This is a genomic window from Enterococcus sp. AMC1157 (assembly GCF_058216555.1).
In genome coordinates this window covers 22,326-44,760 of sequence record NZ_CM177099.1, presented here as the reverse complement: position 1 = coordinate 44,760, position 22,435 = coordinate 22,326, and the positions used below count along the sequence as shown (strand labels likewise).

The 22,435-nt window shown below is 34.6% G+C and carries 21 protein-coding genes; 4 read left to right on the top strand and 17 right to left on the bottom strand.

Features of this window, described 5'->3' with window-relative positions:
* Positions 1–57 precede the first annotated feature (57 nt).
* Positions 58–1,320 (bottom strand): tyrosine--tRNA ligase, encoded by a 1,263-nt coding sequence (gene tyrS, locus AC4BBX_RS00220; protein WP_490454483.1) that lies wholly within the window; start codon positions 1,318–1,320, stop codon positions 58–60.
* An 817-nt stretch (positions 1,321–2,137) separates the two neighbouring features.
* Between tyrS and AC4BBX_RS00215 the strand changes: the two genes are divergently transcribed.
* A complete protein-coding gene (locus AC4BBX_RS00215; RefSeq protein ID WP_490454482.1) occupies positions 2,138–4,606 on the top strand; it encodes a transglycosylase domain-containing protein in 2,469 nt (822 codons plus the stop codon).
* Positions 4,607–4,643: 37 nt separating this feature from the next.
* On the opposite strand, the gene ccpA is transcribed toward AC4BBX_RS00215, so the two are convergent.
* Entirely contained in the window at positions 4,644–5,645 is a 1,002-nt protein-coding gene (gene ccpA / locus AC4BBX_RS00210) for a catabolite control protein A (protein WP_490454481.1), read from the bottom strand.
* Between the two features lie 230 nt (positions 5,646–5,875).
* Here ccpA and AC4BBX_RS00205 point away from each other — a divergent pair, with 230 nt between their 5' ends.
* Positions 5,876–6,979, top strand: coding sequence for an aminopeptidase P family protein (locus AC4BBX_RS00205; RefSeq protein WP_490454480.1), 1,104 nt, complete (start codon positions 5,876–5,878; stop codon positions 6,977–6,979).
* Between the two features lie 62 nt (positions 6,980–7,041).
* Here AC4BBX_RS00205 and AC4BBX_RS00200 read toward each other — a convergent pair whose 3' ends face one another.
* The 7 genes from AC4BBX_RS00200 to hprK form a co-directional block, all read right to left on the bottom strand.
* Complete coding sequence (locus AC4BBX_RS00200; protein ID WP_490454479.1) at positions 7,042–7,395, bottom strand: hypothetical protein; 354 nt, start codon at positions 7,393–7,395, stop codon at positions 7,042–7,044.
* Between the two features lie 82 nt (positions 7,396–7,477).
* On the bottom strand, positions 7,478–8,131 hold the full coding sequence (locus tag AC4BBX_RS00195) for a YtxH domain-containing protein (RefSeq protein WP_490454478.1): 654 nt from the start codon (positions 8,129–8,131) through the stop codon (positions 7,478–7,480).
* 14 nt (positions 8,132–8,145) lie between these two features.
* Positions 8,146–8,574: a DUF948 domain-containing protein gene (locus AC4BBX_RS00190; RefSeq protein ID WP_490454477.1), complete on the bottom strand. Its 429-nt coding sequence runs from the start codon at positions 8,572–8,574 to the stop codon at positions 8,146–8,148.
* A gap of 140 nt (positions 8,575–8,714) precedes the next feature.
* Positions 8,715–9,626, bottom strand: a complete 912-nt coding sequence (galU, locus tag AC4BBX_RS00185; protein ID WP_490454476.1) for a UTP--glucose-1-phosphate uridylyltransferase GalU — start codon at positions 9,624–9,626, stop codon at positions 8,715–8,717.
* Positions 9,627–9,656: 30 nt separating this feature from the next.
* Positions 9,657–10,670 carry an NAD(P)H-dependent glycerol-3-phosphate dehydrogenase gene (locus AC4BBX_RS00180; protein ID WP_490454475.1) on the bottom strand — a complete coding sequence of 338 codons (1,014 nt, stop codon included), beginning with the start codon at positions 10,668–10,670 and terminating at the stop codon, positions 9,657–9,659.
* A gap of 74 nt (positions 10,671–10,744) precedes the next feature.
* A complete protein-coding gene (gene lgt / locus AC4BBX_RS00175; RefSeq protein ID WP_490454474.1) occupies positions 10,745–11,575 on the bottom strand; it encodes a prolipoprotein diacylglyceryl transferase in 831 nt (276 codons plus the stop codon).
* A 19-nt stretch (positions 11,576–11,594) separates the two neighbouring features.
* Positions 11,595–12,530: an HPr(Ser) kinase/phosphatase gene (gene hprK, locus AC4BBX_RS00170; protein ID WP_490454473.1), complete on the bottom strand. Its 936-nt coding sequence runs from the start codon at positions 12,528–12,530 to the stop codon at positions 11,595–11,597.
* 609 nt (positions 12,531–13,139) lie between these two features.
* Between hprK and AC4BBX_RS00165 the strand changes: the two genes are divergently transcribed.
* Both AC4BBX_RS00165 and AC4BBX_RS00160 read left to right on the top strand, forming a co-directional pair.
* Positions 13,140–14,099, top strand: coding sequence for an IS30 family transposase (locus AC4BBX_RS00165; RefSeq protein WP_490453847.1), 960 nt, complete (start codon positions 13,140–13,142; stop codon positions 14,097–14,099).
* A gap of 80 nt (positions 14,100–14,179) precedes the next feature.
* Positions 14,180–15,880 carry a M3 family oligoendopeptidase gene (locus tag AC4BBX_RS00160; RefSeq protein ID WP_490454472.1) on the top strand — a complete coding sequence of 567 codons (1,701 nt, stop codon included), beginning with the start codon at positions 14,180–14,182 and terminating at the stop codon, positions 15,878–15,880.
* A gap of 202 nt (positions 15,881–16,082) precedes the next feature.
* Here the strand turns inward: AC4BBX_RS00160 and AC4BBX_RS00155 are convergent, their stop codons facing one another.
* The 8 genes from AC4BBX_RS00155 to AC4BBX_RS00120 all read right to left on the bottom strand — a co-directional run bounded on the left by AC4BBX_RS00155 (position 16,083) and on the right by AC4BBX_RS00120 (position 22,432).
* Positions 16,083–16,445 carry a phage holin family protein gene (locus AC4BBX_RS00155; RefSeq protein ID WP_490454471.1) on the bottom strand — a complete coding sequence of 121 codons (363 nt, stop codon included), beginning with the start codon at positions 16,443–16,445 and terminating at the stop codon, positions 16,083–16,085.
* A complete protein-coding gene (locus AC4BBX_RS00150) occupies positions 16,445–16,759 on the bottom strand; it encodes a PspC domain-containing protein (RefSeq protein ID WP_490454470.1) in 315 nt (104 codons plus the stop codon). The genes AC4BBX_RS00155 and AC4BBX_RS00150 overlap by 1 nt, the downstream gene beginning before the upstream one ends.
* A gap of 70 nt (positions 16,760–16,829) precedes the next feature.
* Positions 16,830–18,398: a daptomycin-sensing surface protein LiaX gene (liaX, locus tag AC4BBX_RS00145; RefSeq protein ID WP_490454469.1), complete on the bottom strand. Its 1,569-nt coding sequence runs from the start codon at positions 18,396–18,398 to the stop codon at positions 16,830–16,832.
* Between the two features lie 444 nt (positions 18,399–18,842).
* The gene (locus AC4BBX_RS00140) at positions 18,843–19,367 is read right to left on the bottom strand and encodes a hypothetical protein (protein ID WP_490454468.1); all 525 of its coding nucleotides are present in this window, start codon (positions 19,365–19,367) and stop codon (positions 18,843–18,845) included.
* On the bottom strand, positions 19,364–20,008 hold the full coding sequence (locus AC4BBX_RS00135; protein ID WP_490454467.1) for an ABC transporter ATP-binding protein: 645 nt from the start codon (positions 20,006–20,008) through the stop codon (positions 19,364–19,366). The genes AC4BBX_RS00140 and AC4BBX_RS00135 overlap by 4 nt, the downstream gene beginning before the upstream one ends.
* 28 nt (positions 20,009–20,036) lie before the next feature.
* Complete coding sequence (locus AC4BBX_RS00130) at positions 20,037–20,831, bottom strand: hypothetical protein (RefSeq protein ID WP_490454466.1); 795 nt, start codon at positions 20,829–20,831, stop codon at positions 20,037–20,039.
* Positions 20,828–21,604 carry a hypothetical protein gene (locus AC4BBX_RS00125; RefSeq protein ID WP_490454465.1) on the bottom strand — a complete coding sequence of 259 codons (777 nt, stop codon included), beginning with the start codon at positions 21,602–21,604 and terminating at the stop codon, positions 20,828–20,830. The genes AC4BBX_RS00130 and AC4BBX_RS00125 overlap by 4 nt, the downstream gene beginning before the upstream one ends.
* A gap of 6 nt (positions 21,605–21,610) precedes the next feature.
* Complete coding sequence (locus tag AC4BBX_RS00120) at positions 21,611–22,432, bottom strand: hypothetical protein (RefSeq protein WP_490454464.1); 822 nt, start codon at positions 22,430–22,432, stop codon at positions 21,611–21,613.
* Between the last annotated feature and the right edge of the window lie 3 nt (positions 22,433–22,435).

Below are 22,435 nucleotides of genomic sequence, written 5' to 3'. Positions count from 1 at the left end.
CCCCTCCTCCTGTTAACATTCAAAAAAAGAGATTGCTCACACAATCTCTTTTCGTTATTAAAATTGTAATAAGAAATATTTTTTCTTACCGCGACGAATAACTGTTGATTGTCCATCAATTTTATCTGTCTCGTTTAATTCATAAGATAACTCTTGAATACGATCGCCATTGATATAGATTGCACCATTTTGGACATCTTCTCTTGCTTGACGTTTCGATGGTTCAATCCCAGCAGTGATTAATAACTCAATTAAATTCAAATTATCTTCTGCTTTCACTTCATAGGTCGGAACACCTTTGAAACCTTGCTTTATTTCTTCCCCTGATAAACGTTTAATTTCTCCACTAAATAAAGCTTCTGAAATTCGTACCGCTTGATCATATGCTTCTGCTCCGTGAACCAAAGTCGTTATTTCTTTAGCCAAAGCTTTTTGCGCAACACGAGTTTCTGGTGCTTTCGTAAACTCCTCTTCAATCGCTGCGATTTCTTCTAAAGATAAGAAAGTGAAATATTTCAAGAATTTAATCACATCACGGTCATCCGTATTGATCCAAAATTGGTAAAATTCATAAGGTGTTGTTTTCTCTGCATCTAGCCAAACTGCATTTCCTTCAGTTTTACCAAATTTAGTTCCGTCGGCTTTAGTGATTAATGGCATGGTTAAACCAAAACCTTGCACTTCTTTTTCACGGCGTAATAATTCAATTCCTGAAGTAATATTTCCCCATTGATCACTACCACCTAATTGTAATAAACAACCATGTGTTTCATATAATTTCAGAAAATCGTAGGCTTGTAACAATTGGTAAGCAAATTCTGTATATGAAATTCCCGTTTCAATCCGACGTTTCACACTTTCTTTACTCATCATATAATTGATCGTAAAGTTTTTACCCACATCACGTAAAAAGTCGATTAATGACATAGATCCTAACCAGTCATAGTTATTTGCAATAATTGCTGGATTGGTATCATCCTCAAAATCAATAAAACGAGACAATTGATTTTTTATACTTTGAGACCAATTTTTAACGGTATCCAAGGTATTTAATTGACGTTCTTGATCTTTAAATGATGGGTCTCCAATCATTCCAGTTCCTCCACCGACTAAAGCAATCGGTACGTGTCCGTTTTGTTGGAAACGACGCAACACTAAAACTGGTAGTAAATGTCCGATATGCAAACTGTCTGCTGTTGGATCGAATCCTACATATAATTTTACAGACTCTTCATTTAATTGTTTTTCTAATGCTACTTCGTCTGTTGCTTGATGGACTAAGCCACGTTCTTTTAACTCTTGAAAAAAGTCTGAACTCATGTAATGTTCCTCCTCAATAAATACTCATTTTTTATATTAACTGAAAATCATCGGAAAGAAAAGATAAAATACCTAAAAATCCTACTTTAAACTACTAATTATTACTATCTTCTAATCAAAGTAATTAGAGTTTGAAACTTCCAGAATAAAACTCCGAAAGCTCACTGGTTGTGTGAGACCGCCACGAGCCTCTTAACAGAGTCTCTTTGGCTGCTGACGTTCAAACGCTAACTAAGTGCTAATCGCACTAAGTCAGCGTAATTCATTCAGCTCTTTAGAACACAACCGATGAACTTTCTCCATTTTATTCTTCCAGTTTTTAATAGGATTTTCTTTTTTTCAAATGAGTAACCTATCATTTATAAGTATAAAAATCTACTTTAAAAAACTGCAAGTCCAACTGGGAAGAAAATTCTCATCTCAGGTTAAAGATGAGGATGAATTACGCAGAGTAGGAAGGAAAGATTTGAGACTCCTAAGAGGCTCAAATCGGTCTCCTGAAATGAGAATTTTTCTGGACAGATGGACTGGAAGTTTCAATTAGTTTCCATTCAAGATTAAAAAGAGTTCTGAAATTGACTTAGTATCTTTATAAGTTGGATAGAGTTGACTCCTTATTTTTTAATAGGTGAAATGGCTTGACTTACTTTCGTTATCATTTGAATTGAAAATAGTATAAGTTGCTTTTTTTATCTCTTCTTTTAATTTTAGAAAACTCTTCTTTTAGATATCCTTAAGGGTTGGCAAAATACTTTGGAATTAGGGCAATTCTTTGCTATAATAGACCAGAAACAAAACAAAAATTGAGGTGACTAGCTTGTCCCAAAAAACAAAACAACCCAAAACACAAAATGAAAAATCAGGGGTTACTTTCTATTTAAATGTCATTGTTCGTGTCTTACAATCATTAGTAATCGTCGGATTTTCTTTATTCGTTATGGCTGGAACATTAGGTCTAGGGATTGGTCTTGGTTATTTTGCTTATTTAGTAGGAGACACCGAACCCCCAACGAAACAAGAGTTGCAACAAGAATTAGGAGATGTTACTGAGACTTCTAAATTAGTGTACGCTGATGATTCTTTGATTACGACTATACGATCAGATCTACAACGAACAAGAGTAGAACCTGATCAAATTTCCGAATTAATTAAAGATGCCGTGATTTCTACAGAGGATGAATATTTCCATGAACATAATGGTATGGTTCCTAAAGCGGTCATCCGAGCATTAATTTCAGAAGTAACTGGTATAGGTAGTAGTGGAGGTTCCACCCTCACTCAGCAATTGGTAAAGCAACAAATGTTAACTAGTGAAACTACTTTTAGGCGAAAAGCAGTAGAAATCTTATATGCAATGGAAGTAGAAAAGAACTTTTCGAAAGAAGAAATTGTAACAATGTACCTTAATATCTCACCTTTTGGTCGAAATAATTTTGGGGAAAACATTGCTGGTGTTCAAGAAGCAGCACAAGGTATTTTTGGGGTCAATGCAGATGAAGTGAATTTACCACAAGCAGCTTTCATCGCAGGATTACCACAAAATCCTTACGTCTTTACACCTTACACAAACACAGGAGAAATTTTTGACGAGGATTACTTACAATACGGCTTAGAACGGAAAGACTTTGTACTATTTAGTATGTATCGTAATCACGCAATTTCTGAAGAAGAATACAATGAAGCTTTGGCATATGATTTAGTTGCTGACTTTAAGGCTCGTGGTACTCGTCAAATAGATGATAATGGTTTCTTATATTATGCCATTATGGAAGAAGCCGCAGATTTAGTCGCTTTACAATTAGCACAAGAAAATAGTGTAAGTGAAGAAGACTATGCAACAGAAGAAGTCTATCAAGAATACTTACAAAAAGCGCAACTAAAAATAGCAACTAGTGGGTATACTGTTCACTCAACCATTGACCAAAGTATCCACGATGCAATGCAACAAGCTGTTGCTGACTATGGTTCAGTTTTAGACTCTTCTACAAGAATTGAAGTTGGTAATGTATTGATGGAAAATAGCACTGGAAGAATTTTAGGCTTCGTTGGTGGTCGTGACTATCAACGTAATCAGTACAATCATGCTTTCAGTTCTAAACGTCAGGCTGGATCAGCTATTAAGCCCGTTTTGGTTTATGCACCCGCTTTAGAGCAAGGGTTAATCGGTAGCGAAACAATGGTATCTGATTATGCAACCAAATGGCAAAATGGTGAAGATGCTGGTAAACCGATTGTCAATGCGACAAATTCAGGTTCTAATACTTTCCAAACTGTCCGTGAATCCTTGATTCATTCAAACAATATTCCAGCTTATCATTTGTATCAAAATACTTTAGATCAAACAAATTCTCAAAGTTATGTTTACGATCATTATCTAAAAGAAATGAACTATCCTGACTTACCTGTTTGGCAATACGAATCTGCTCCTTTAGGTGTTGCAGAAATAACCACATTGACTCAAACAAACGGCTTCCAAACAATTGCTAATGAAGGGGTCTATAATGAGGGGTATTTAGTCGAGGCCATCACAGATTCTACTGGAAATGTAATTTATGAACATGAATTGAATCCTACACGTGTTTTCTCAAAAGCCACCGCTTCTATTATGAATGATATGTTACGGGATGTGGTTCGATCAGGAGCAACAACGAATTTTATTTCTGATTTATACGGAATTAACTGGAATCTCGCTACAAACGTAGACTGGGTAGGTAAAACCGGAACTACTGATGCTTATGTCGATTCATGGTTAGTTGTTTCTACACCGACAGTTACATTAAGTAGCTGGTCGGGTCGCGAAGACAGTTTGCCAAATGACTTTGGTGCTGGTCAACGTACAGCTACTTATATGGCTTATTTGGCCAATGCTATTCACAATGCAGATTCTGAAGTTCTTGGTGTTAACCAAACCTTTAGTATTGATTCAAGCGTCAACAATTATCAGGTATCTAGTTTTACTGGTACCCGACCTGGTGGTAAAATGACTGTTAATAATGTAACATTCGATGCCCCAAGTAGTACGGTTACTTCCTATTGGGCAACTGGTGGTCCAACGAATGTCAGCTTGCAATTCGGAATTGGTGGAACTCAAGCCAATTATTTAGATTATTGGAAAAAAGTCGTTCCTAAACCAAGACCTAGACCTAGAGCTACACCTAGACCTAGAGCTACACCTAGAGAAGAAGAAAAAGAAGAGGACGAAGACAAAGAACATACCGACAACAACGAGAATAACAACGATGACGATGACAATACTACTCCCGAAAGTAGTGCCGAAAATGATTAAAAAAAGACAACTCTGATTTTTCAGAGTTGTCTTTTTTTTATTTCGTTGAACCTTTTTCTAAAACATTGTAAGGTAAAACAATTGTTTTTTGTTCAACTTCTTCTTTATTCATCATTTTAGTTAACAAACGCATAGCAACTGCACCGATATCATATAATGGTTGGCTAACACTTGATAATCTTGGACGAGCAACATCTGTCAACAAAGAGTTGTTGCTTGTGATAATTTCAAAGTCTTCAGGTACTTTGATACCACGATCATATAAACCATCTAAAATACCAATTGCTAATTCATCATCTGTTACATAGGCTGCTGTTGCTCCACTATTTTGAATACGTTCTACTAAACTAAGTCCATCTTTAAATGAATAAGGAGCTTCAAAGATTAAACCTTCATTGTAATCTAAGCCGTTTTCTTTTAAGGCATCTTTATAGCCATTTAAACGATTTTGACCGTTGATTGGATCAATTAACGCACCACTCACAAAAGCAATTTTTTTATTCCCATTTTTAGCTAATAAATTAACTGAGTCTTTAGTTGCACTACCATAATCAATATTTACGCTTCCTACTTGTTCATCTGGATCAATAGAACCAGCTAAAACAACTGGTGTTTTAGAACGAGAAAATTCACCACGAACTTCATCAGTAATGCGATGACCCATAAAAATTACACCATCCACTTGTTTAGCCAACAAATTGTTTAATACATTCACTTCTTTTAAGCTGTCTCCATCTGAGTTTGCTAAAATAATGTTGTATTTGTACATCGTTGCAACATCGTCAATTCCTCGAGCTAAAGAAGCAAAAAACATATTACTTACATCAGGAATGATTACCCCTACTGTTGTTGTTTTCTTACTAGCTAAACCACGGGCAACTGCATTTGGACGATAATCAAGTCGGTCAATTACTTCAAGAACCTTCTTACGTGTAGCTGGTTTCACATTTGGATTACCGTTAACTACACGAGAGACAGTAGCCATTGATACGTTTGCTTCGCGAGCTACATCATAAATTGTGATTGTTTGTTTCTCCATATTAAGTCTTTCTCCTATCTTATATTTCGTTTTCTGAAAATCTCATTTACATTTCTTAGTTAGAATAGCAAATTTCTTAGTGATTTGCAACCGTTTTAGTTTCATTTTCATGAAAATAATTTTATGTCAAACAAATCTTAATATTTAGTGTTACAATATAGTTGAAATCGTTCTATTCGAAATTAATTGTTTGGAATAGAAAATGAATGCTAATAGAAAGTAGGATGATTATGAATCAAGAAAAAATAAATGAATTAAAAATTTGGATGAATCAAGAGGCAGTTGATGTTGCTTATATAACAAATCCCACTTCCATTGCTTATCTTTCAGGATTTACGAGTGATCCTCATGAACGTGTCTTAGCTTTATTTATCTCTTTGCAAGCTGATCCATTTTTACTTATGCCTGCCTTAGAAACGGAAAGTGCTAAACAGAGCAGCTGGTCTTATGATGTTGTTGGTTATTTAGACACTGAAAATCCATGGCAAGTCATTGCAAATGAACTTCTTACTCGTTATGGAAAAAAACAAACGATTGCATTAGAAAAAAATAGTCTGTCTCTAGATCGTTATGAGGCCTTGTCAGAGCTACTTCCAACTTCAGATTTCTCTAAAGATGTCGGCCCAGTCTTACAAAAATTGCAGTTACGTAAAACCAAACAAGAAATTGATACAATGATTGAAGCTGGAAATTGGGCAGACGTTGCTTTTGAAATTGGTTTTTCAGCAATCAAAGAAGGTGTCAAAGAAGAAGAAATTGTGGCAGAAATTGAATATCAATTAAAACGTCAAGGTGTCTCAAAAATGTCTTTTGATACGACTGTCTTAGTTGGCCCTCATGCAGCTAGCCCACATGGTGAACCAAATGATACACCGGTTAAACCAAATGAACTCGTTTTATTTGATTTAGGTGTCTTGTGGAAGGGATATTGTAGTGATGCTACTCGAACTGTTGCTTATCAAGAACCAACAAAATTCCAAGAAAAAATTTACCATATCGTTCTTGAAGCCCAATTAGCTGCTCAATCTGCGGTAAAACCTGGTGTTACAGCTCATCAATTAGATAAAATCGCCCGTGATGTCATTGAAAGTTATGGTTACAAAGAAGCCTTTAATCATCGTTTAGGTCATGGTATTGGCGCTTCTATTCATGAATACCCATCGATTGTAGCAGGAAATGATTTAGTGATTGAAGAAGGCATGTGCTTCTCGATTGAACCAGGAATTTATCTTCCTGATCAAATCGGTGTCCGAATTGAAGATTGCATCTATGTAACCGAAGATGGTTGCAAACCTTTCACAAAAACATCTAAAGAATTAACTATTATTCAATAATGAGTCAAAAAAACTAGCCTTCCTTTACTGAGTCATCACTTAGATAAGGAAGGTTGGTTTTACTATTTAAGTTCTTCAATCAAAAAGACCATTGCTTCTTGGATTATTTTTTTGCTTGTTGAAACAAATTCATACTGAATAGAAAAAGCGTAACTCTTCTGATTCGTCCATAGTTTTCCATGACAAGAACCATATTTCCCGTGACTAATACTTGTTAGAACTTGAATTTTCTCTAAGTCATCGGGTAAATATTCCCAATACTTTTCATCTTTTTTTCCAACCCTTCGAATTATCACTTCATCCGATACATTTTTCTCAATGTTTTCGCAATCCTTTGACAATAAATAAATGGAAAATTCTTCTAAAAATTGATTTTTAGAAGAATTTTTACATGTCAGACTTCTTTCAATAATCATTCATTTTTCTCCCTATCGATTAAAAAAAGACAGATAGCAAAAATACAATCTGTATTTTTAAACCATCTGTCTCTGTAAATTTTTATACTTCTGGATTGTTTTCTTCAAATTTCTCTTTCAATTCTTCAACAGATTCTTCAAAGTCTTCAGAAGGAATATCTTTATTAGTTACTTCCTCTGCTAAATCAGTTGCTTCGTCTTTGACACCTTCAGTGACATCGACAATTTCATCGACAACATCTCCTGCTTCATCATTAACATTTTCAGTTACTACGGCTGCTTCTTCAGCACCCTCAGATAAAATTTCTTGAGCTTCGTCTACTGATTCTTGTACATCGATAACAATATCATCGACAACTTCGCTAGTTTCTTCTACTGCTTCTTCTGCATTTTTCTTGAAACGATTTGCAAAATCTGAGGCTTGATCAGCAAACTCTGAAGTTGCATCTTGAGCATCCTCATAAGTATCTGTCGCTTTATCTTTTAATGATTGAGCTAAGTCTTCCGCATTTTTAGCGAATTCCCCTGCTTTTTCTTTTGCTAAATCAGTTAAATCACTACTTTTTTCTTTAGCAATATCAGTATAATCTGAAGCTGCATCTAATAAATCATCTACTTGTTTCCCTAATTTGTCACGCAATTCTTTTCCTGATTCAGGTGCTAATAATAATGCTGTTACTGCCGCTGCAGTTCCTCCGATGATTGCTCCTAATAAAAAGCCGCCTTTTTTACTCATCTAAACCCCTCCATTTATTCTGCTGTTTGTTTTCTTTGATTAAAGAATTTCATTGCTGCTTGACCTGCTTTACCAGCCACTGTGGCTTGGGCAGTTGTTTTACCTAATGTCCCTAAACGAGAGACTAGGTTTTTACTTGAATAGTTTAATTCTGAAATACTTGTACTTAAATCGGCAACTGCTGTAAATAACGGATCAATCGTTGCTACTTTATGATTGACATCCTGTAACAGTTCGTTACTTTTGACCAATAATCCTTCTACCTCTCGTGAAAGAATATCGACATCTTTTGTAACAACACCAATTGTTTTGTTTGCTTCCGTAATTGTTGTATGCACTGAAGCAACCGTTTTTTCAACTTTTAACAACACACGTACTAGAAAAATAACTAATACGGCAAATGCTACGGCTGCGATTATCGCGGCCCAACCTCCTGCTGTCATATCAAAACTCCCTTCTAAGTTATCAGTTCTTACTAATAGCATATCATTTCATTTTTTATTATACAAACAAAAGCAACAGATAAAAAAAGTTTTTGAAAACCCTTTTTTCAACGTGCTGTGAAAAAAGGGTCTTCTTTTAATTATTCTTGTTCTTCAATTAATTCTGGAATAACTTGTTTGGCTTCCAATTCTCTAGCAGTTTCCAAAATGAATGTTTCTAACTCATCTTTGACTTCTGGATGTTGTAAACCATATTCAATACTCGTTTTCAAGAAACCAAATTTATCGCCTACATCATATCGTTTACCAGTAAATTCACGGGCGAATACGCGTTGGGTCAAGTTCAAAGTATCAATTGCGTCAGTTAATTGAATTTCATCTCCTGCGCCAGGACTTTGATTTTCTAAAATATCAAAAATTTCTGGTGTTAGTAAGTACCTACCAATAATCGCTAAGTCACTTGGAGCATCTTCTGGCTTAGGTTTCTCAACAAAACTACTGACATTATATAATCCTTCAGCAACTTCCCCTTCAGGATTAATGATGCCGTATTTAGAAGTTTCTTCATGAGGTACTTTCATGACAGCAATTGTCGAAGCATGTGTCGTTTCATAGTCCTCCATTAGTTGTTTACTTAGAGGCACTTTATCTGCTACCAGATCATCTCCAAGCATGACCACAAAAGGTTCATTTCCTACAAATGCTTTCGCTTGTAAAACAGCATGTCCTAAACCTTTAGGATGAGATTGACGGATAAAGTGTAAATTCACATCTGTTGTTTCTTCTACAAGCTTCAATAGCTCATCTTTACCTTTGGCTTTTAGGTTCATTTCTAATTCCAAGTTTGCATCAAAATGATCCTCAATTGGACGTTTAGCTTTCCCGGTAACAATCAGAATATCTTCAATGCCAGATTTTAATGCTTCTTCCACAATAAACTGAATGGTTGGCTTATCAACGATCGGTAACATTTCTTTAGCCATTGCCTTAGTAGCTGGTAAAAAACGAGTTCCAAGTCCTGCAGCAGGAATCACCGCTTTTTTGACTTTCATCTTTGTATCCTCCTTATTTATGCAAATGGATTAAAATTCGTTCTCCATTTTTCCATCACGTAGCATAATATCTTTGGCAGCTTGCTGAATGTCTTTTCCTTCATACAATACGCTATAAATAGTTTCGGTAATTGGCATATCTACACCTAAACTTTCCGCTAATTCAACAGCTGCTTTCGTTGTGGATACCCCTTCAACAATCATCCCCATGTTTTCAAGGATATCGTCCAAGTTTTTTCCTTTACCCAACATATTTCCTGCGCGCCAGTTTCGAGAATGGATACTTGTACAAGTTACAATTAAATCTCCCACACCACTTAAACCAATGAAAGTTAGTGGATCTGCCCCCATCGCAACTCCTAGACGGCTAATTTCAGCTAGGCCACGTGTCATAATTGCTGCTTTGGCATTATCGCCAAATCCTAAGCCAGCAATTGCTCCAGCCCCAATGGCAATAATATTTTTTAAAGCCGCTCCCGTTTCTACACCGACAACATCATTGTTAGTATAAATACGGAAATAATCATTCATAAATAAATCTTGAACATATTTAGCTGCTTCTTCCTTTTGACTGGCAGCAGTAATTGTAGTGATATCATGAACAGCAACTTCTTCCGCATGACTCGGACCAGAGAGAACGATAATTTCTTTTCTTTTTTCTGCTGGAATTTCTTCCGTCAACACTTCAGAAATTCGTTTGTGACTCTCTTGTTCTAAACCTTTAGAAGCATGAATGATGTAAGGTGCATCCCCTCCTATAGAAGCTGTTACTTCTTTAGCAACTACACGCATAGCTTTTGTTGGCACAACAAAAAGGATAGCATCTGCATCCTTAATCGCTAACTTTAAGTCTTTAAAGCCTTTAATGCTTTTTGGTATTTTAATATCTGGTAAATAATGTCGATTGGTATGATACGTATTAATTTCATCAATCTGTGCAGGATTATTTCCCCACAATCTTACTGAATGACCATTCTCAGCTAGAACCTGCGCTAGCGCAGTTCCCCAAGAACCAGGGCCTAATACGGCGATTTCTTGTTTCACAATGGAAACCTCCTCTAAATTTGTTAACACATTTATTTATTCTCATTTTATCATAATCAGTATAAATTGCCTGATTATATTAAATACTCATTTACTCCCTTAGAACGGTTATAATCCTTTAAGTTCGGCTGTTTTTTTCTACGCCAAACTAATAAAATAATTCCTCCAACAAAAAGGACAAAGGACAATAATTGAGAAACTCTAAAACCAAATAAATACAAACTATCTGTTCTCATTCCTTCAATAAACATTCTGCCAAAGCTATACCAAATGATATATGCTAAAAAAACTTCCCCTTGTTTTAAAAGACCTGTTTTCTTGCGTAAGAAAAGTAAAACAATCACCCCTACAATACTCCAAACAGATTCATATAAAAAAGTTGGTTGACGATAAGCTCCGTCAATGTAAATATTATCAATAATAAAGTTTGGTAAACGTAAGCCTTCCAAAAATTCTCTCGTTGTTTCCCCTCCAAAAGCTTCGTGGTTCATAAAATTTCCCCAACGTCCGATGGCTTGAGCTAGTAACACACTAGGAGCAGCAACATCTAAAAATGTCCATGTGGATATAAAATTTCTTTGGCAATAGAAAAATAACCAAATGCCTCCTGCGATTAAACCACCATAAATGGCTAATCCCCCTGATCGAATATTAAATATTTGAATTGGATCGTTAATATAGGGTTGCAGATTAAATAAAATGTAATACAACCTTGCTCCTATAAAAGCAACTGGCAAAGCTACCAACATAAAATCAGAAACATCATCTTCTCTCATTCCCACGCGGACTGCTTCTCTTGTGCTTACCCACATAGCAATGACAATACTCGAAATAATAATAATCGCATACCAGTAAATGGCAATCCCAAAGACCTCAAATGCGACACGGTTAACAGCTGCTATCATAAACTTTCACTTCCTAAAATTAGACATTTGAGTTTTCTTCAATTAGACGACTTAAACGATCTTCAAAAGTTTGGGTTGCGTCATAACCCATTGTTCTGGCACGGAAATTCATGGCTGCTACCTCGATAATAATTGCCACGTTACGTCCAGTTTTTACAGGAATTTTGATTTGTGGAATATCCACTTCAGCTAGACGAACGGATTCATGCGATGAGCCTAAACGATCATAGGTTTTGTCTTGAGCCCATGATTCTAAATAAACAGCAAGCTGAACTTGCATTGATCCACGAACAGCACTTGCTCCAAATAGATTCATAACGTCAATGATTCCAATTCCTCTAATTTCAATTAAGTGTTCTAAAATCTTTGGCGGTTCTCCAACTAAAGTTAAATCATCTTGCTTGTAAATATCCACTCGATCATCTGCAATTAAGCGATGGCCGCGTTTAATCAATTCTAAAGCAGTTTCACTTTTACCAATCCCACTGTCGCCTTGAATCAAAACACCTAAACCATATACATCTACCAATACTCCGTGGACATTGGTTCTAACAGCTAATTTACTATCTAAAAAGCTTGTAATTTGTCCAAGTAATCTTGATGTGTAAACTTTTGAACGAAAAATCGGTATATGTTTTTCCTCACAAGCTTGCATCATTTCATCGGTTACATCCAATCCTCTTGAAATAACTAATGCTGGTGTGCTTTCTGTACATAAACGGTGTAAAACCATCAAACGCTCTTCTGGCATCATTCGTTTGGTAAACTTCATTTCTTTATAACCAAATAGTTGCACTCGCTCTTGCGTGTAATAATTAAAGTAACCCGTCAATTCTAAACCTGGGCGGGAAACGTCTGCTGTCGTAATTAAACGATCTAAGGCCGTCTCATCTCCAGTAACAACTTCTAAATCTAAGGCTTCTGCCAATTCTCTTACTTTTACGGTTTCTGTCATTATTTCCCCTCTTTTCTAAACCTAATACTGTTATATTTTAACATTCTAAAGGAGAAGTTACTATAAAAGTACTAATTTTCTCTCAATAAGATAAAAAAAAGTTACTATTCACAGCAAACTTGACTCTTCAATGCGAGAGAGGCTTGCTTAGGTCAGCCCGGAACCGCTCCAAAACTGTAGTCTTGGAGCTTTCAAGCTTCATACGCACAGTAACCAATCAATTGGCAACTGTGCGTTGTTCACATTGAATTCTCAACATGGCGACAACACAAGCCTCGCTCTTCTTTACGCTAAAGGTTGACAGACTGGAGACTACAGGCTCCAGTTGGTCCCAAGATCGACAAAAGCAGACTTCGTTGAGTAGTGTAGCGAATAGATTAAAAAGGTAGCTGTGAATAGTAACAACAAATATGCTCAGTTACCATTAAACTCAAAAAGAGGATGATTTCAGAATGAGTGACAAAATCAAATGATAGAAGTCAGTTTTTTTCAATGAAAAACTCTAATTAATCGCGAATTGTAAAATTAAGTTAGAAAAATAAAAAAGCCATTTATGGTACACTCAAATTGTATTTCCGACCAAAGAAAACAAAGGAGTGTAAACCATAAATGACCTACAAACATCTTACCATAGACGAACTGACTATGATAGAATCTTATTTTCTTCAAGGGACTAAACCGACTGATATTGCCAAACGAATGAAACGCGCTATTCAAACGATTTATACGGTCGTTAATCAATTTAAATTAGGCAAGACAGCACTTGATTATTGGTATCAGTATAAAGAAAATAAGAAAAAATGTGGTAGAAAAGTCATTCAATTACCTGCTCATGAAGTGGATTACATTAAAGAGAAAGTTTCTCTTGGTTGGACGCCTGACACCATTATTGGGCGTCAAGAATTAACTATTTCATGTGGTATGAGAACACTCTACCGTTTGTTTTCTAAAGGAATATTTGATGTTGAAACACTACCTATGAAAGGGAAAAGAAAACCTAATGGCCATCAGGAAAAACGTGGAAAACAACAGTTTAAGCGTTCAATCCATAATCGACTTGATAATTATCCAGATTTCAATTCTGAATTCGGTCACCTTGAAGGTGATACAATTGTTGGCGTTCATCATAAAAGTGCCGTCATTACTTTGGTTGAAAGATTATCTAAAGTAATTATCACGATTAAACCTAACGGCCGTAAGGCATCAGATATTGAAACTGCCCTTAACTGTTGGTTTTCTCGCTTTCCTAAAAACTTCTTTAAATCCATTACCTTTGACTGTGGAAAAGAATTTTCTAACTGGAAAACTGTCAGTAATCAGCATGATATTGCTATTTATTTTGCTGATCCTGGAACACCTTCTCAACGTCCATTAAACGAGAATTCCAACGGGATTCTACGTCGTAACGGATTACCAAAATCAATGGATTTTAGAGAAGTCGACCAACCATTTATTTCAAGCGTCAGCAATCAACGTAATCATATTCCAAGAAAATCCTTGAATTACAAAACACCTATCGAAGTATTTTTGAGCTATGTACAAGAAGCATTTTATTCTAACTTAATTTGACAAATCATAAATTATTAAAAATTAGCTATCACTTAGAAATTTTTGTGCTATTATTAAGAAAAAAGGAGGAATCATCATCTATGAAATTTTCTGAATACGATTACCAAAGACCAAATTATGAAACCTACAAAGAGAGCTTCTTAGCTGCACTTGAAACGTTAAAAGCAGCGACAGAATTTAGTTCCGCAAAAAAATCAATAGATCGTTTGAATGAATTAAGAGGAATGATTGATACAGCAGGAAATCTAGCTAGTATTCGTTATTCTATCGATACAAATGATACTTTTTACGAAAAAGAAGATGAATTTTGGAATGAATACACTCCGCATTTTTCTTCCTTAGACTTTCAATTTTATCAAGCTTTGCTATCTTCACCACTGTTAGCTGAATTGAAGGACGCATATCCAGAAACCTTATTTTTCTTTGCTGAAAGCCAAGTGAAATTATTCGATGAAGAATTGATTCCACTGTTCCAAAAAGAAAATCAATTAACTTCTGATTATTCTAAATTAATCGCTTCTGCCCAAATTGAGTATGAAGGGAACACCTATACTTTAGCCCAATTTGCTCCATTTACACAAAACAAAGATCGCTCGATTCGTAAAACAGCAATTGAGAAATCGACGGCTTTCTTTGCAGAAAATGAAGCAAAATTTGATCAAATTTATGATGATATGGTAAAAGTTCGTCATGAAATTGCAACAAAACTTGGATTTAAAAATTATGTAGAATTTGCAGATGTCAAAATGAATCGTTGGGATTACGATCGCAAGATGATTGAGACCTATCGTAAAGAAATTTTAGACAAAGTGGTTCCCGTTGCCGAAAAATTATATGCTAGACAAGCCAAACGTAATGGATTAGAAAAACTTGCTTATCATGATTTACCCTTAGTCTATCCAAGTGGCAATGCTACTCCTAAAGGAACACCAGAAGAGTTAGTAGCTAAAGCACGCAAAATGTATCATGAATTATCTCCTGAAACTGGAAAATTCTTTGATTTTATGGCAGATAAAGAATTGCTTGATCTATTAAGCAAAACAGGTAAAGAATCTGGTGGTTATTGTACCTTTATCCAAGATTATCAATCACCATTTATTTTTGCGAACTTCAATGGTACCTCTCATGATGTGGATGTCTTAACTCATGAAGCAGGTCATGCCTTCCAATGCTTTGAATCTCGTTGGATCAAAGAACCTGAAATTGTTTTTCCTAACTATGAATCATGCGAAATTCATTCAATGTCTATGGAATTTATTGCTTGGCCATGGATGGAAAGTTTCTTTGAAGATGAAACGGCAAAATACAAATTTAATCATTTAGCTAGTGCCTTACAATTTTTACCTTATGGCGTATTAGTTGATCATTTTCAACAAGAAGTTTATGAGCATCCTGAATGGACAGCTAGTGAAAGAAAAGCTTGCTGGCGCGAATTAGAGAAACAATATTGCCCAGAAAGAGATTACAGTGAATTTCCTTTCCTTGATTTAGGAACTTATTGGTACCGCCAAGGTCATATCTTTGCTTCTCCTTTCTACTACATTGACTATACACTGGCACAAGTTTGTGCTTTCCAATTCTGGAAAAGATTTAATGTAGAACATGATGAACAGGCTTGGCAAGATTATTTAGCCATTTGTCAGGTTGGTGGCACAAAAACTTTCCTACAAATCTTAGAAATTGCCCACCTACGTTCTCCATTTGAAGCTGGTGCTTTAGATGAAACAATTGTTGCTGTGGACGAATATTTAGCTTCTGTAACTGAGGAAAGTATTTTATAAGTGAAAAGAGAGAAAGAATCTATCATACTAGGTTCTTTCTCTCTTTTAAAACTCATACTTCCTTTAATCTTTACAAAAAAACACACGGGATTATAACATAAGTAGTTTAACAGTAAAATATCCGAACGATAGAAAATTGAAGAAATTCATTCTATTTTGTTCGAATATTTTATCTTGCTCTTACTTATGTTATAGTCCCGTGTTATTCTTTGTAGTCTTTTTCCATATGGTGTTCAGTTACGATCATATTTACTACCGACATAATAATTGCAACCAGCATTGCTGCCCAAAATGATGAGAAACCAAAATTATTGGCACCAACTAAATTGGACGTAAATTGTAACATCAATCCATTGATTACAAAGCTGAAAAAACCAAGTGTTAACAAGGTTAACGGAAAGGAAATAATTGTTAAAACCGGTTTAATCAACGCATTCAAGATGGATAGCACAAAACTCGCAAGCAATGCTATAAAAATACTACGAACGTGAACCATATGGGGTAACAAAACGGACAAGGACACAAAAGTCAACATATTGATGACTAATCGTTGAAAATATGTCACTAGAAATCACTCCAGTCCTCTTCTTCTACTTTTTCAGCTTCTTTGCGAGGACGGTCTTTTCTTTGTTTCCCGTAGTTATTGTTACGATAATATTTGTTGTCTTGTCTATGGTCACTTGAACCCGATGATTGATCCGCTGGAATCAATACGGCCATCACAATGTACAATAATATTGGTGAGCCAATACCCACTAATGAAACAAATACATAGATAATACGAATGATTGTTGGATCAATTCCAAAATGTTCCGCAATACCTGCTAATGTTCCTGTCAAAACAACGTTATCTCTTGACTTAGTCAGTTTCTTTTTCATTTTTTCACCATCCTTTGTCTAATAATCAAGGTCAGAAAGGAGAAACTCCTTTCTTTCCTCTATTGTACCTTTATTTCTCTGTATCTTTCAAATAAATATTTCCAGTTGTTGTAGAAAGATCAATTTGCGCCATATTTTCTGTGATACGACGGAATTGTAGTAATTGATTCATGCGTTCTTTCTTTTGACGAACAATTTCGTACTCAGAAATACGACTGTTGATTGAACCTAAACTTGTTTTAGCTGTTCCTTCTAAACCTAAAGTTTCAGAGAAAGCAACTTTTACATTACCGTTTACAGAATTTGCATTTAAGCGACGTAGCCCCTCTTCTTTCAAGGTTAAACGAACATCTCCATTGACTAATGAAATGCCAATATTTTGAGGAGTTGCGGTCATAGTTACACTTCCGTTTACAGTCTCAATAATTGAGTCTAAAATCTCACCAGAGCTTACGGTAATATTTCCGTTTACACCTTCAATTTCCAACATAGAAGCATTGATTTTTTCAATCTCAATATTTCCATTTGTTGATTTTGTGTAAATGTCTTTGACTTCTAAATCATTGACTAAGACATTGCCATTCAATAATTTAACTGACACATGGTCGTATACTCGTGTTGGTAAATAGAAAACTAAGTCAGCGCGTACACGTTTATTAGGAATTTGGAATGAAATGTGCTCATTGTCCACTTCAATTTGGCTACGTTCTTCAAAGGCTGCTTCTGGTGTTTCTGCATCCATTTTGCCATACAATTTGATTTTCGCTTCCACTTTGACACCTGGTTCTTCCCAAGTATGGAATTGAACATTACCATTCGCTACACGAACATCTAAGATAGTCGCTTCGGTTTCGGTAAATTCAAATGTTTTTTCAAATTTTTGCGTTGCTACTCCAGGAACTCGGAAGTTCACGTCTTTCCATTCAACGTTGTCTCCAACTGTTTCTGTCACTGTTTGGAAAGTCTTTTTCAAGAATTTACCTAAGTGAGTGCTAGCTTCAGCTACTTTACCACCGACATGATTTAACGTGTCAGAAGCTTGTTCTTTCCAATCTTCAGGGATATCCATTTTTTGAGAGATTTTCTCTTTTTTCTTATCCCATTGATTGCGACGAATATTTTTTAGTTTCGCTTCTAAACTAATTTTTTCATCGGTTAATTCATCTAAGCTATCTTCTAACTCTTGAACTTCTGCTTCAAGCTCTTGACGATTTTCTAAATCATCTTCTGATAGCTCTCCAAGTTCTTCTTTGGTATTTAATTCCATCAAAGCTTCTTGAATTTCTTTGATTTCAGCATGAACTCCTTGAATTTCTGCATTCACTTCATCCAACTCTGCAGAAGCTTGATTTGCTTCGGTTGCTAAATCGTCTAAAATGCTTTCTAAAAATTCTCTGTCTTCTGCTTCTTTTTGACGTAATTTTTCTTCGCCTTTTTCAAGCTCGCCTTCTACATCAATTTTTTCTATATCTTCAAACCATTGACTACCATCTTGTTTGTCTGCGATTACTTCATCTGCTTCTTTTTTAATTTGTGTCTCATCTTTCGCCTTGGCGATTCCTTCAAGTAAATCCAAGGCTTCTTCCGTAGAAAGCACACCTTTTTTTACTAAATCCAAAATACGTTCTCTTTCGTTCATGGAAATTGCCTCCTTAAGCAAATATATTCTATGCAAGTTTTCCTTACATCCATATTATGCTCCTTTTCATAGAAAAAAACATAGGTCTTAAGTACCAACTTTGTCTCAAACCTAAGGGTAAGAGTAAGGATAATTAGTTGGTACATCGATAGAAAAAAATGGAGTGTGAATCATCTCAAAAATAAATAACCCTCATAAATCAACCGTAAAACATTGATGTATAAGGATTATTACTTCAATAACTAATAAAGAGATTTCATTTATCGTAAATCTGTGCTCGAATTGAATTTGATAGTGGTAAATAACTACAGACAATGCTTGCATCATCTTTTACTGCTTCGACTAGATACCATTCTTGCTTGTTTTCTTCAATGATTCTATTTTCACCTACTAATTTCCATTAACTCTTTTAATTTAAATTAAGTTGAAAGAAGTTCTTTATTCTTAGTTTAAAATAATTCTTTTTTCCACGGGAGTATAGTTAACTGCTAGATAGAACTTCATTTTGTCCATCTCATCCCAATGTTTTTTCGTTACCAAATTATCGGTGATAGTGTATAAAAATTTTTGTGTATCACTATCCTCTTCCTCATTAATCAAAGAGGTTGCTTGTAAGTTAATCCCATTACTAAAGCCTCCAGAAACAAGAACTGATTGAGCAATATTATTTTTTGACTGACCATTGCTTTTCTTTTGAATAGTTAAAAGTACCGCTCTCATCTCAGTATCTTCAATTTCATAATTTTTATAATCCCCATCATTTGCAGTGATTAAATCTTTTAAAGCTTCTTGGGAAAGAAGTTGAAAATCAGTGACTTTTATTTCCGTCTGATCATCAAAAACAACCCATTCGTTTTTATTGTAATTTTCTACAACTATCTTGGGATTTTGCCGGTTAACTTGAATAATATTTACTAGTGAAGCTAGACCTAAAAAAACGCCTAATATAACTAGTCCTTTTTTTATCATCCAATCGAACCTCCTTGCTTAATCTGACCATTAACAATTTCAATGATTTCATCCGCCAAATAATCCAATTCTTCTCGATCGTGAGAAGAAATTATTATTAAGCTACCATTCGCACTGTATTTTTTCAAAAGTTCAAGAACAGATGATTGTGTTTGTTCATCCAACGCATTTAGAGGCTCATCAAGAATAATTAAATCAGGATTTTCAAACAAAGCCATGATAATCCCTAATTTTTGACGCATTCCTAGAGAATACTTTTTGACTTTCTTTTTATCTTGAGGATCTAAACCTAAAAAAGACATTAAATTAGACATTTCTTGTTTCTTAGCTATGTTTTTTATAGAGGCTAATGATTCTAGATTTTTCCAAGCAGAATAATTTTCAATAAAACCTGGGGTCTCAATTAGAGCGCCCACACTTTCAGGAAAAGAAATATCTTCTCCAAGAATCTTGTCATCAAGAATAATTTGCCCTGAATTCGGAAAAATTAGTCCACAAATTAATTTCAACAAGACAGTTTTTCCTGCACCATTTTTCCCTCTCAAACCATAAATTTTTCCACCTACAAGTTCTAGATTAATATCATTCAAGATTGTTTGATCTTTGATTGTTTTATTCAAATGTTTTATTTCTAACTTCATGTTATTAAACACTTCCTTTTCATTCCATCTATTTAAAAATTTCCCATTTATTTGATTTAAAAACCAATACACTTGCAGCAACCCCTGTGAAGATAGCACAAGCAACGGTTGGAAATACTAGCGATATTCCTGAAGATTCAACCAAGTTTGTTCGATGTAGCATCAATAGATTTCCCACCAAAAAAGAAGTGTTAAAATAAGTTGAACTAACTAATACAAGCATCAAAAAACAAATAGCGAAACTAAAACCAAAATAAAATAAGAGAACTAAGCTTAGTAAAGTCAAGCTTACCAATACTACAGGAATCGTAATAAATAAAAAAAAGCCAATATTTTCTAAAAAATTAGGGGATAAATCTATTTGAAAAATCCATTGAGATAATTCCTTTAAGTGGATTTGATTCCCACGAAAAAGAGACCAAGAACTAAAGTAAAATAGAATTAGCTGAAGTAACGTTAGCCAAACACTTGTAAAAATCTTGCCAATCATCCAATTCCTTCGACTAACAAATCTCAAAGCTGTATTAAAGTTACTGTGTGATCGTTCTCGATTTACATAATTTAATGAAGTAAAAACCACATAAAAAACAAAGACGACTAATAATTTGGGAATATCGAATACGGAACGCCCATCCACATATTGAAAAGGTCGCATTCCTTTAAAAAAAACAGCTAACCCATCAATTATCGAAAAGTTTTTATAACTTTTTATTCCTGCAAAATTTAGAACTGCAATGAGACCTATTGGAATGAAATAAAAACGCAAACTATACAAAGCCTTTTTTAAATCAAAAACAATAAAATGTACATTTTTAGCTTTCATATGAACTCAACTCTTTTTATTATTTTTTTACTAATGAATCGGATGACCAAGATAACTATAGACACAAATATTAGAGAGAAAATAATTGAGCAAAATGGATGTACAAAACGTTCATAACCTATTCCTAGAAATTTATAAACGATCTGATACCCTACCCACTGTTTCATATCCCATAAAAGTAAAACAATAATCGTCAACCAACCAACATAGTTTTTTTGAAAAATCCATCGACAAACAATGAATAAACTAAAGTTAAACATCAATAAAGTCACCGATGAAATAAAAAAAACAAACTGGACCATAAAAAAAGAGACATCATTGGTTGAATGATTTACAATCGCATATACACTACTAGATTGATCCCAGTTGACCCACAAAGACGTGTATCTTGAATAAATTCCCATGACAATTAGCCACAGAAACAATGTAATTCCTAAAGATAAAAGTATCATTTTAATTAATTGGATCTTAAATAAAATTTCACGATTTGATTGTCGAATTAATTTATTTGTATCAAAATCCGATTCAACGTTAACGGAAACAAAAAGTAAAAAAGGGAAAAGTACCGTAAAACCAAATTGATTTGCCTTTAAAGCATGAACATATCCATCAGCTATAGAATAACTTAATCCCAGTGATTGAAAGTAACGTATTCTATATAATGAGAAATAATAAATAAAACCTAAAAAAAGAATGATTATGCCAAGCATCATATTCTTTCGACAAATTATATCTCCTTGTAATTGACTGAATGCAATTTTAACTGATTTCATCTAAAGCTACCCTTCTTTATTTTGAATAACTAGTGGACTGATAGAAATAAGCCACATGATTATTACCACAGACGCTGATTTGTAAACAGAAGTTTCTATACCTAGTCCTACATTAAAAGGTTTAATGATGTTAATCGGATCAAAAGCATCTAAACGAAAGACACTCAAAATAGTCATTAAGAACAATTCAATTAATAATGGAGCAAAAAGAACGATAAACTCATATTCCGCTATAAAAGTGAATAACAAACTAAACGTAGCAAAAAAACCACCAATTAAAAAAATCAACAAGAGAAAGATTAAGTTGTATACTAGCGGATGAGTGATGATTAGCCTTGAAAGGAATCCTCCATCTATTATAGGAAACATTGCATTACCCACTTGCAAAGGTTCTAAAGGAAAAACATTCATGAATAAAATAAAATTTAGAACTAATGGTAAAGACACCGCTACACCACCAGTTAGAAAAAGAACCATCCATTTAATAACAAAGTATTTTTTTCGCGCTAATCGTAAAAAAATATTATTTGTATATTTACTCTTAAAATCTCGAAACAGCGTTGTTCCATAAGGTAAAACAGCTAGAAATGGGATTAAAAGAAAATAATAATAACCCTGAACAGTACTAGGAGAAGCCCCCATCCATAAATTGAAAAGCATACTTCTCGAACTAAAACGATCCATTTTGCCAAATTCTAATACCATTTGTCCTAAAGGAAAGTATTCTATGAAATGCCAAACAGAAATTGCAAAACCAATAATCAATGAAGCCATAAATTCCTTTGAATAAAAGCCTCTTTTTAATTCAGTTTTAAATAAATTTTTCAATTT

Bases quoted from the DNA above. Each gene is read 5' to 3' on its own strand.
- tyrS (WP_490454483.1), bottom strand. From the start codon at position 1,320: ATGAGTTCAGACTTTTTTCAAGAGTTAAAAGAACGTGGCTTAGTCCAT.
- ccpA (WP_490454481.1), bottom strand. From the start codon at position 5,645: ATGGAGAAACAAACAATCACAATTTATGATGTAGCTCGCGAAGCAAAC.
- AC4BBX_RS00205 (WP_490454480.1), top strand. From the start codon at position 5,876: ATGAATCAAGAAAAAATAAATGAATTAAAAATTTGGATGAATCAAGAG.
- AC4BBX_RS00200 (WP_490454479.1), bottom strand. From the start codon at position 7,395: ATGATTATTGAAAGAAGTCTGACATGTAAAAATTCTTCTAAAAATCAA.
- AC4BBX_RS00195 (WP_490454478.1), bottom strand. From the start codon at position 8,131: ATGAGTAAAAAAGGCGGCTTTTTATTAGGAGCAATCATCGGAGGAACT.
- AC4BBX_RS00190 (WP_490454477.1), bottom strand. From the start codon at position 8,574: ATGACAGCAGGAGGTTGGGCCGCGATAATCGCAGCCGTAGCATTTGCC.
- galU (WP_490454476.1), bottom strand. From the start codon at position 9,626: ATGAAAGTCAAAAAAGCGGTGATTCCTGCTGCAGGACTTGGAACTCGT.
- lgt (WP_490454474.1), bottom strand. From the start codon at position 11,575: ATGATAGCAGCTGTTAACCGTGTCGCATTTGAGGTCTTTGGGATTGCC.
- hprK (WP_490454473.1), bottom strand. From the start codon at position 12,530: ATGACAGAAACCGTAAAAGTAAGAGAATTGGCAGAAGCCTTAGATTTA.
- AC4BBX_RS00165 (WP_490453847.1), top strand. From the start codon at position 13,140: ATGACCTACAAACATCTTACCATAGACGAACTGACTATGATAGAATCT.
- AC4BBX_RS00160 (WP_490454472.1), top strand. From the start codon at position 14,180: ATGAAATTTTCTGAATACGATTACCAAAGACCAAATTATGAAACCTAC.
- AC4BBX_RS00150 (WP_490454470.1), bottom strand. From the start codon at position 16,759: ATGAAAAAGAAACTGACTAAGTCAAGAGATAACGTTGTTTTGACAGGA.
- liaX (WP_490454469.1), bottom strand. From the start codon at position 18,398: ATGAACGAAAGAGAACGTATTTTGGATTTAGTAAAAAAAGGTGTGCTT.
- AC4BBX_RS00140 (WP_490454468.1), bottom strand. From the start codon at position 19,367: ATGATAAAAAAAGGACTAGTTATATTAGGCGTTTTTTTAGGTCTAGCT.
- AC4BBX_RS00135 (WP_490454467.1), bottom strand. From the start codon at position 20,008: ATGAAGTTAGAAATAAAACATTTGAATAAAACAATCAAAGATCAAACA.
- AC4BBX_RS00130 (WP_490454466.1), bottom strand. From the start codon at position 20,831: ATGAAAGCTAAAAATGTACATTTTATTGTTTTTGATTTAAAAAAGGCT.
- AC4BBX_RS00125 (WP_490454465.1), bottom strand. From the start codon at position 21,604: ATGAAATCAGTTAAAATTGCATTCAGTCAATTACAAGGAGATATAATT.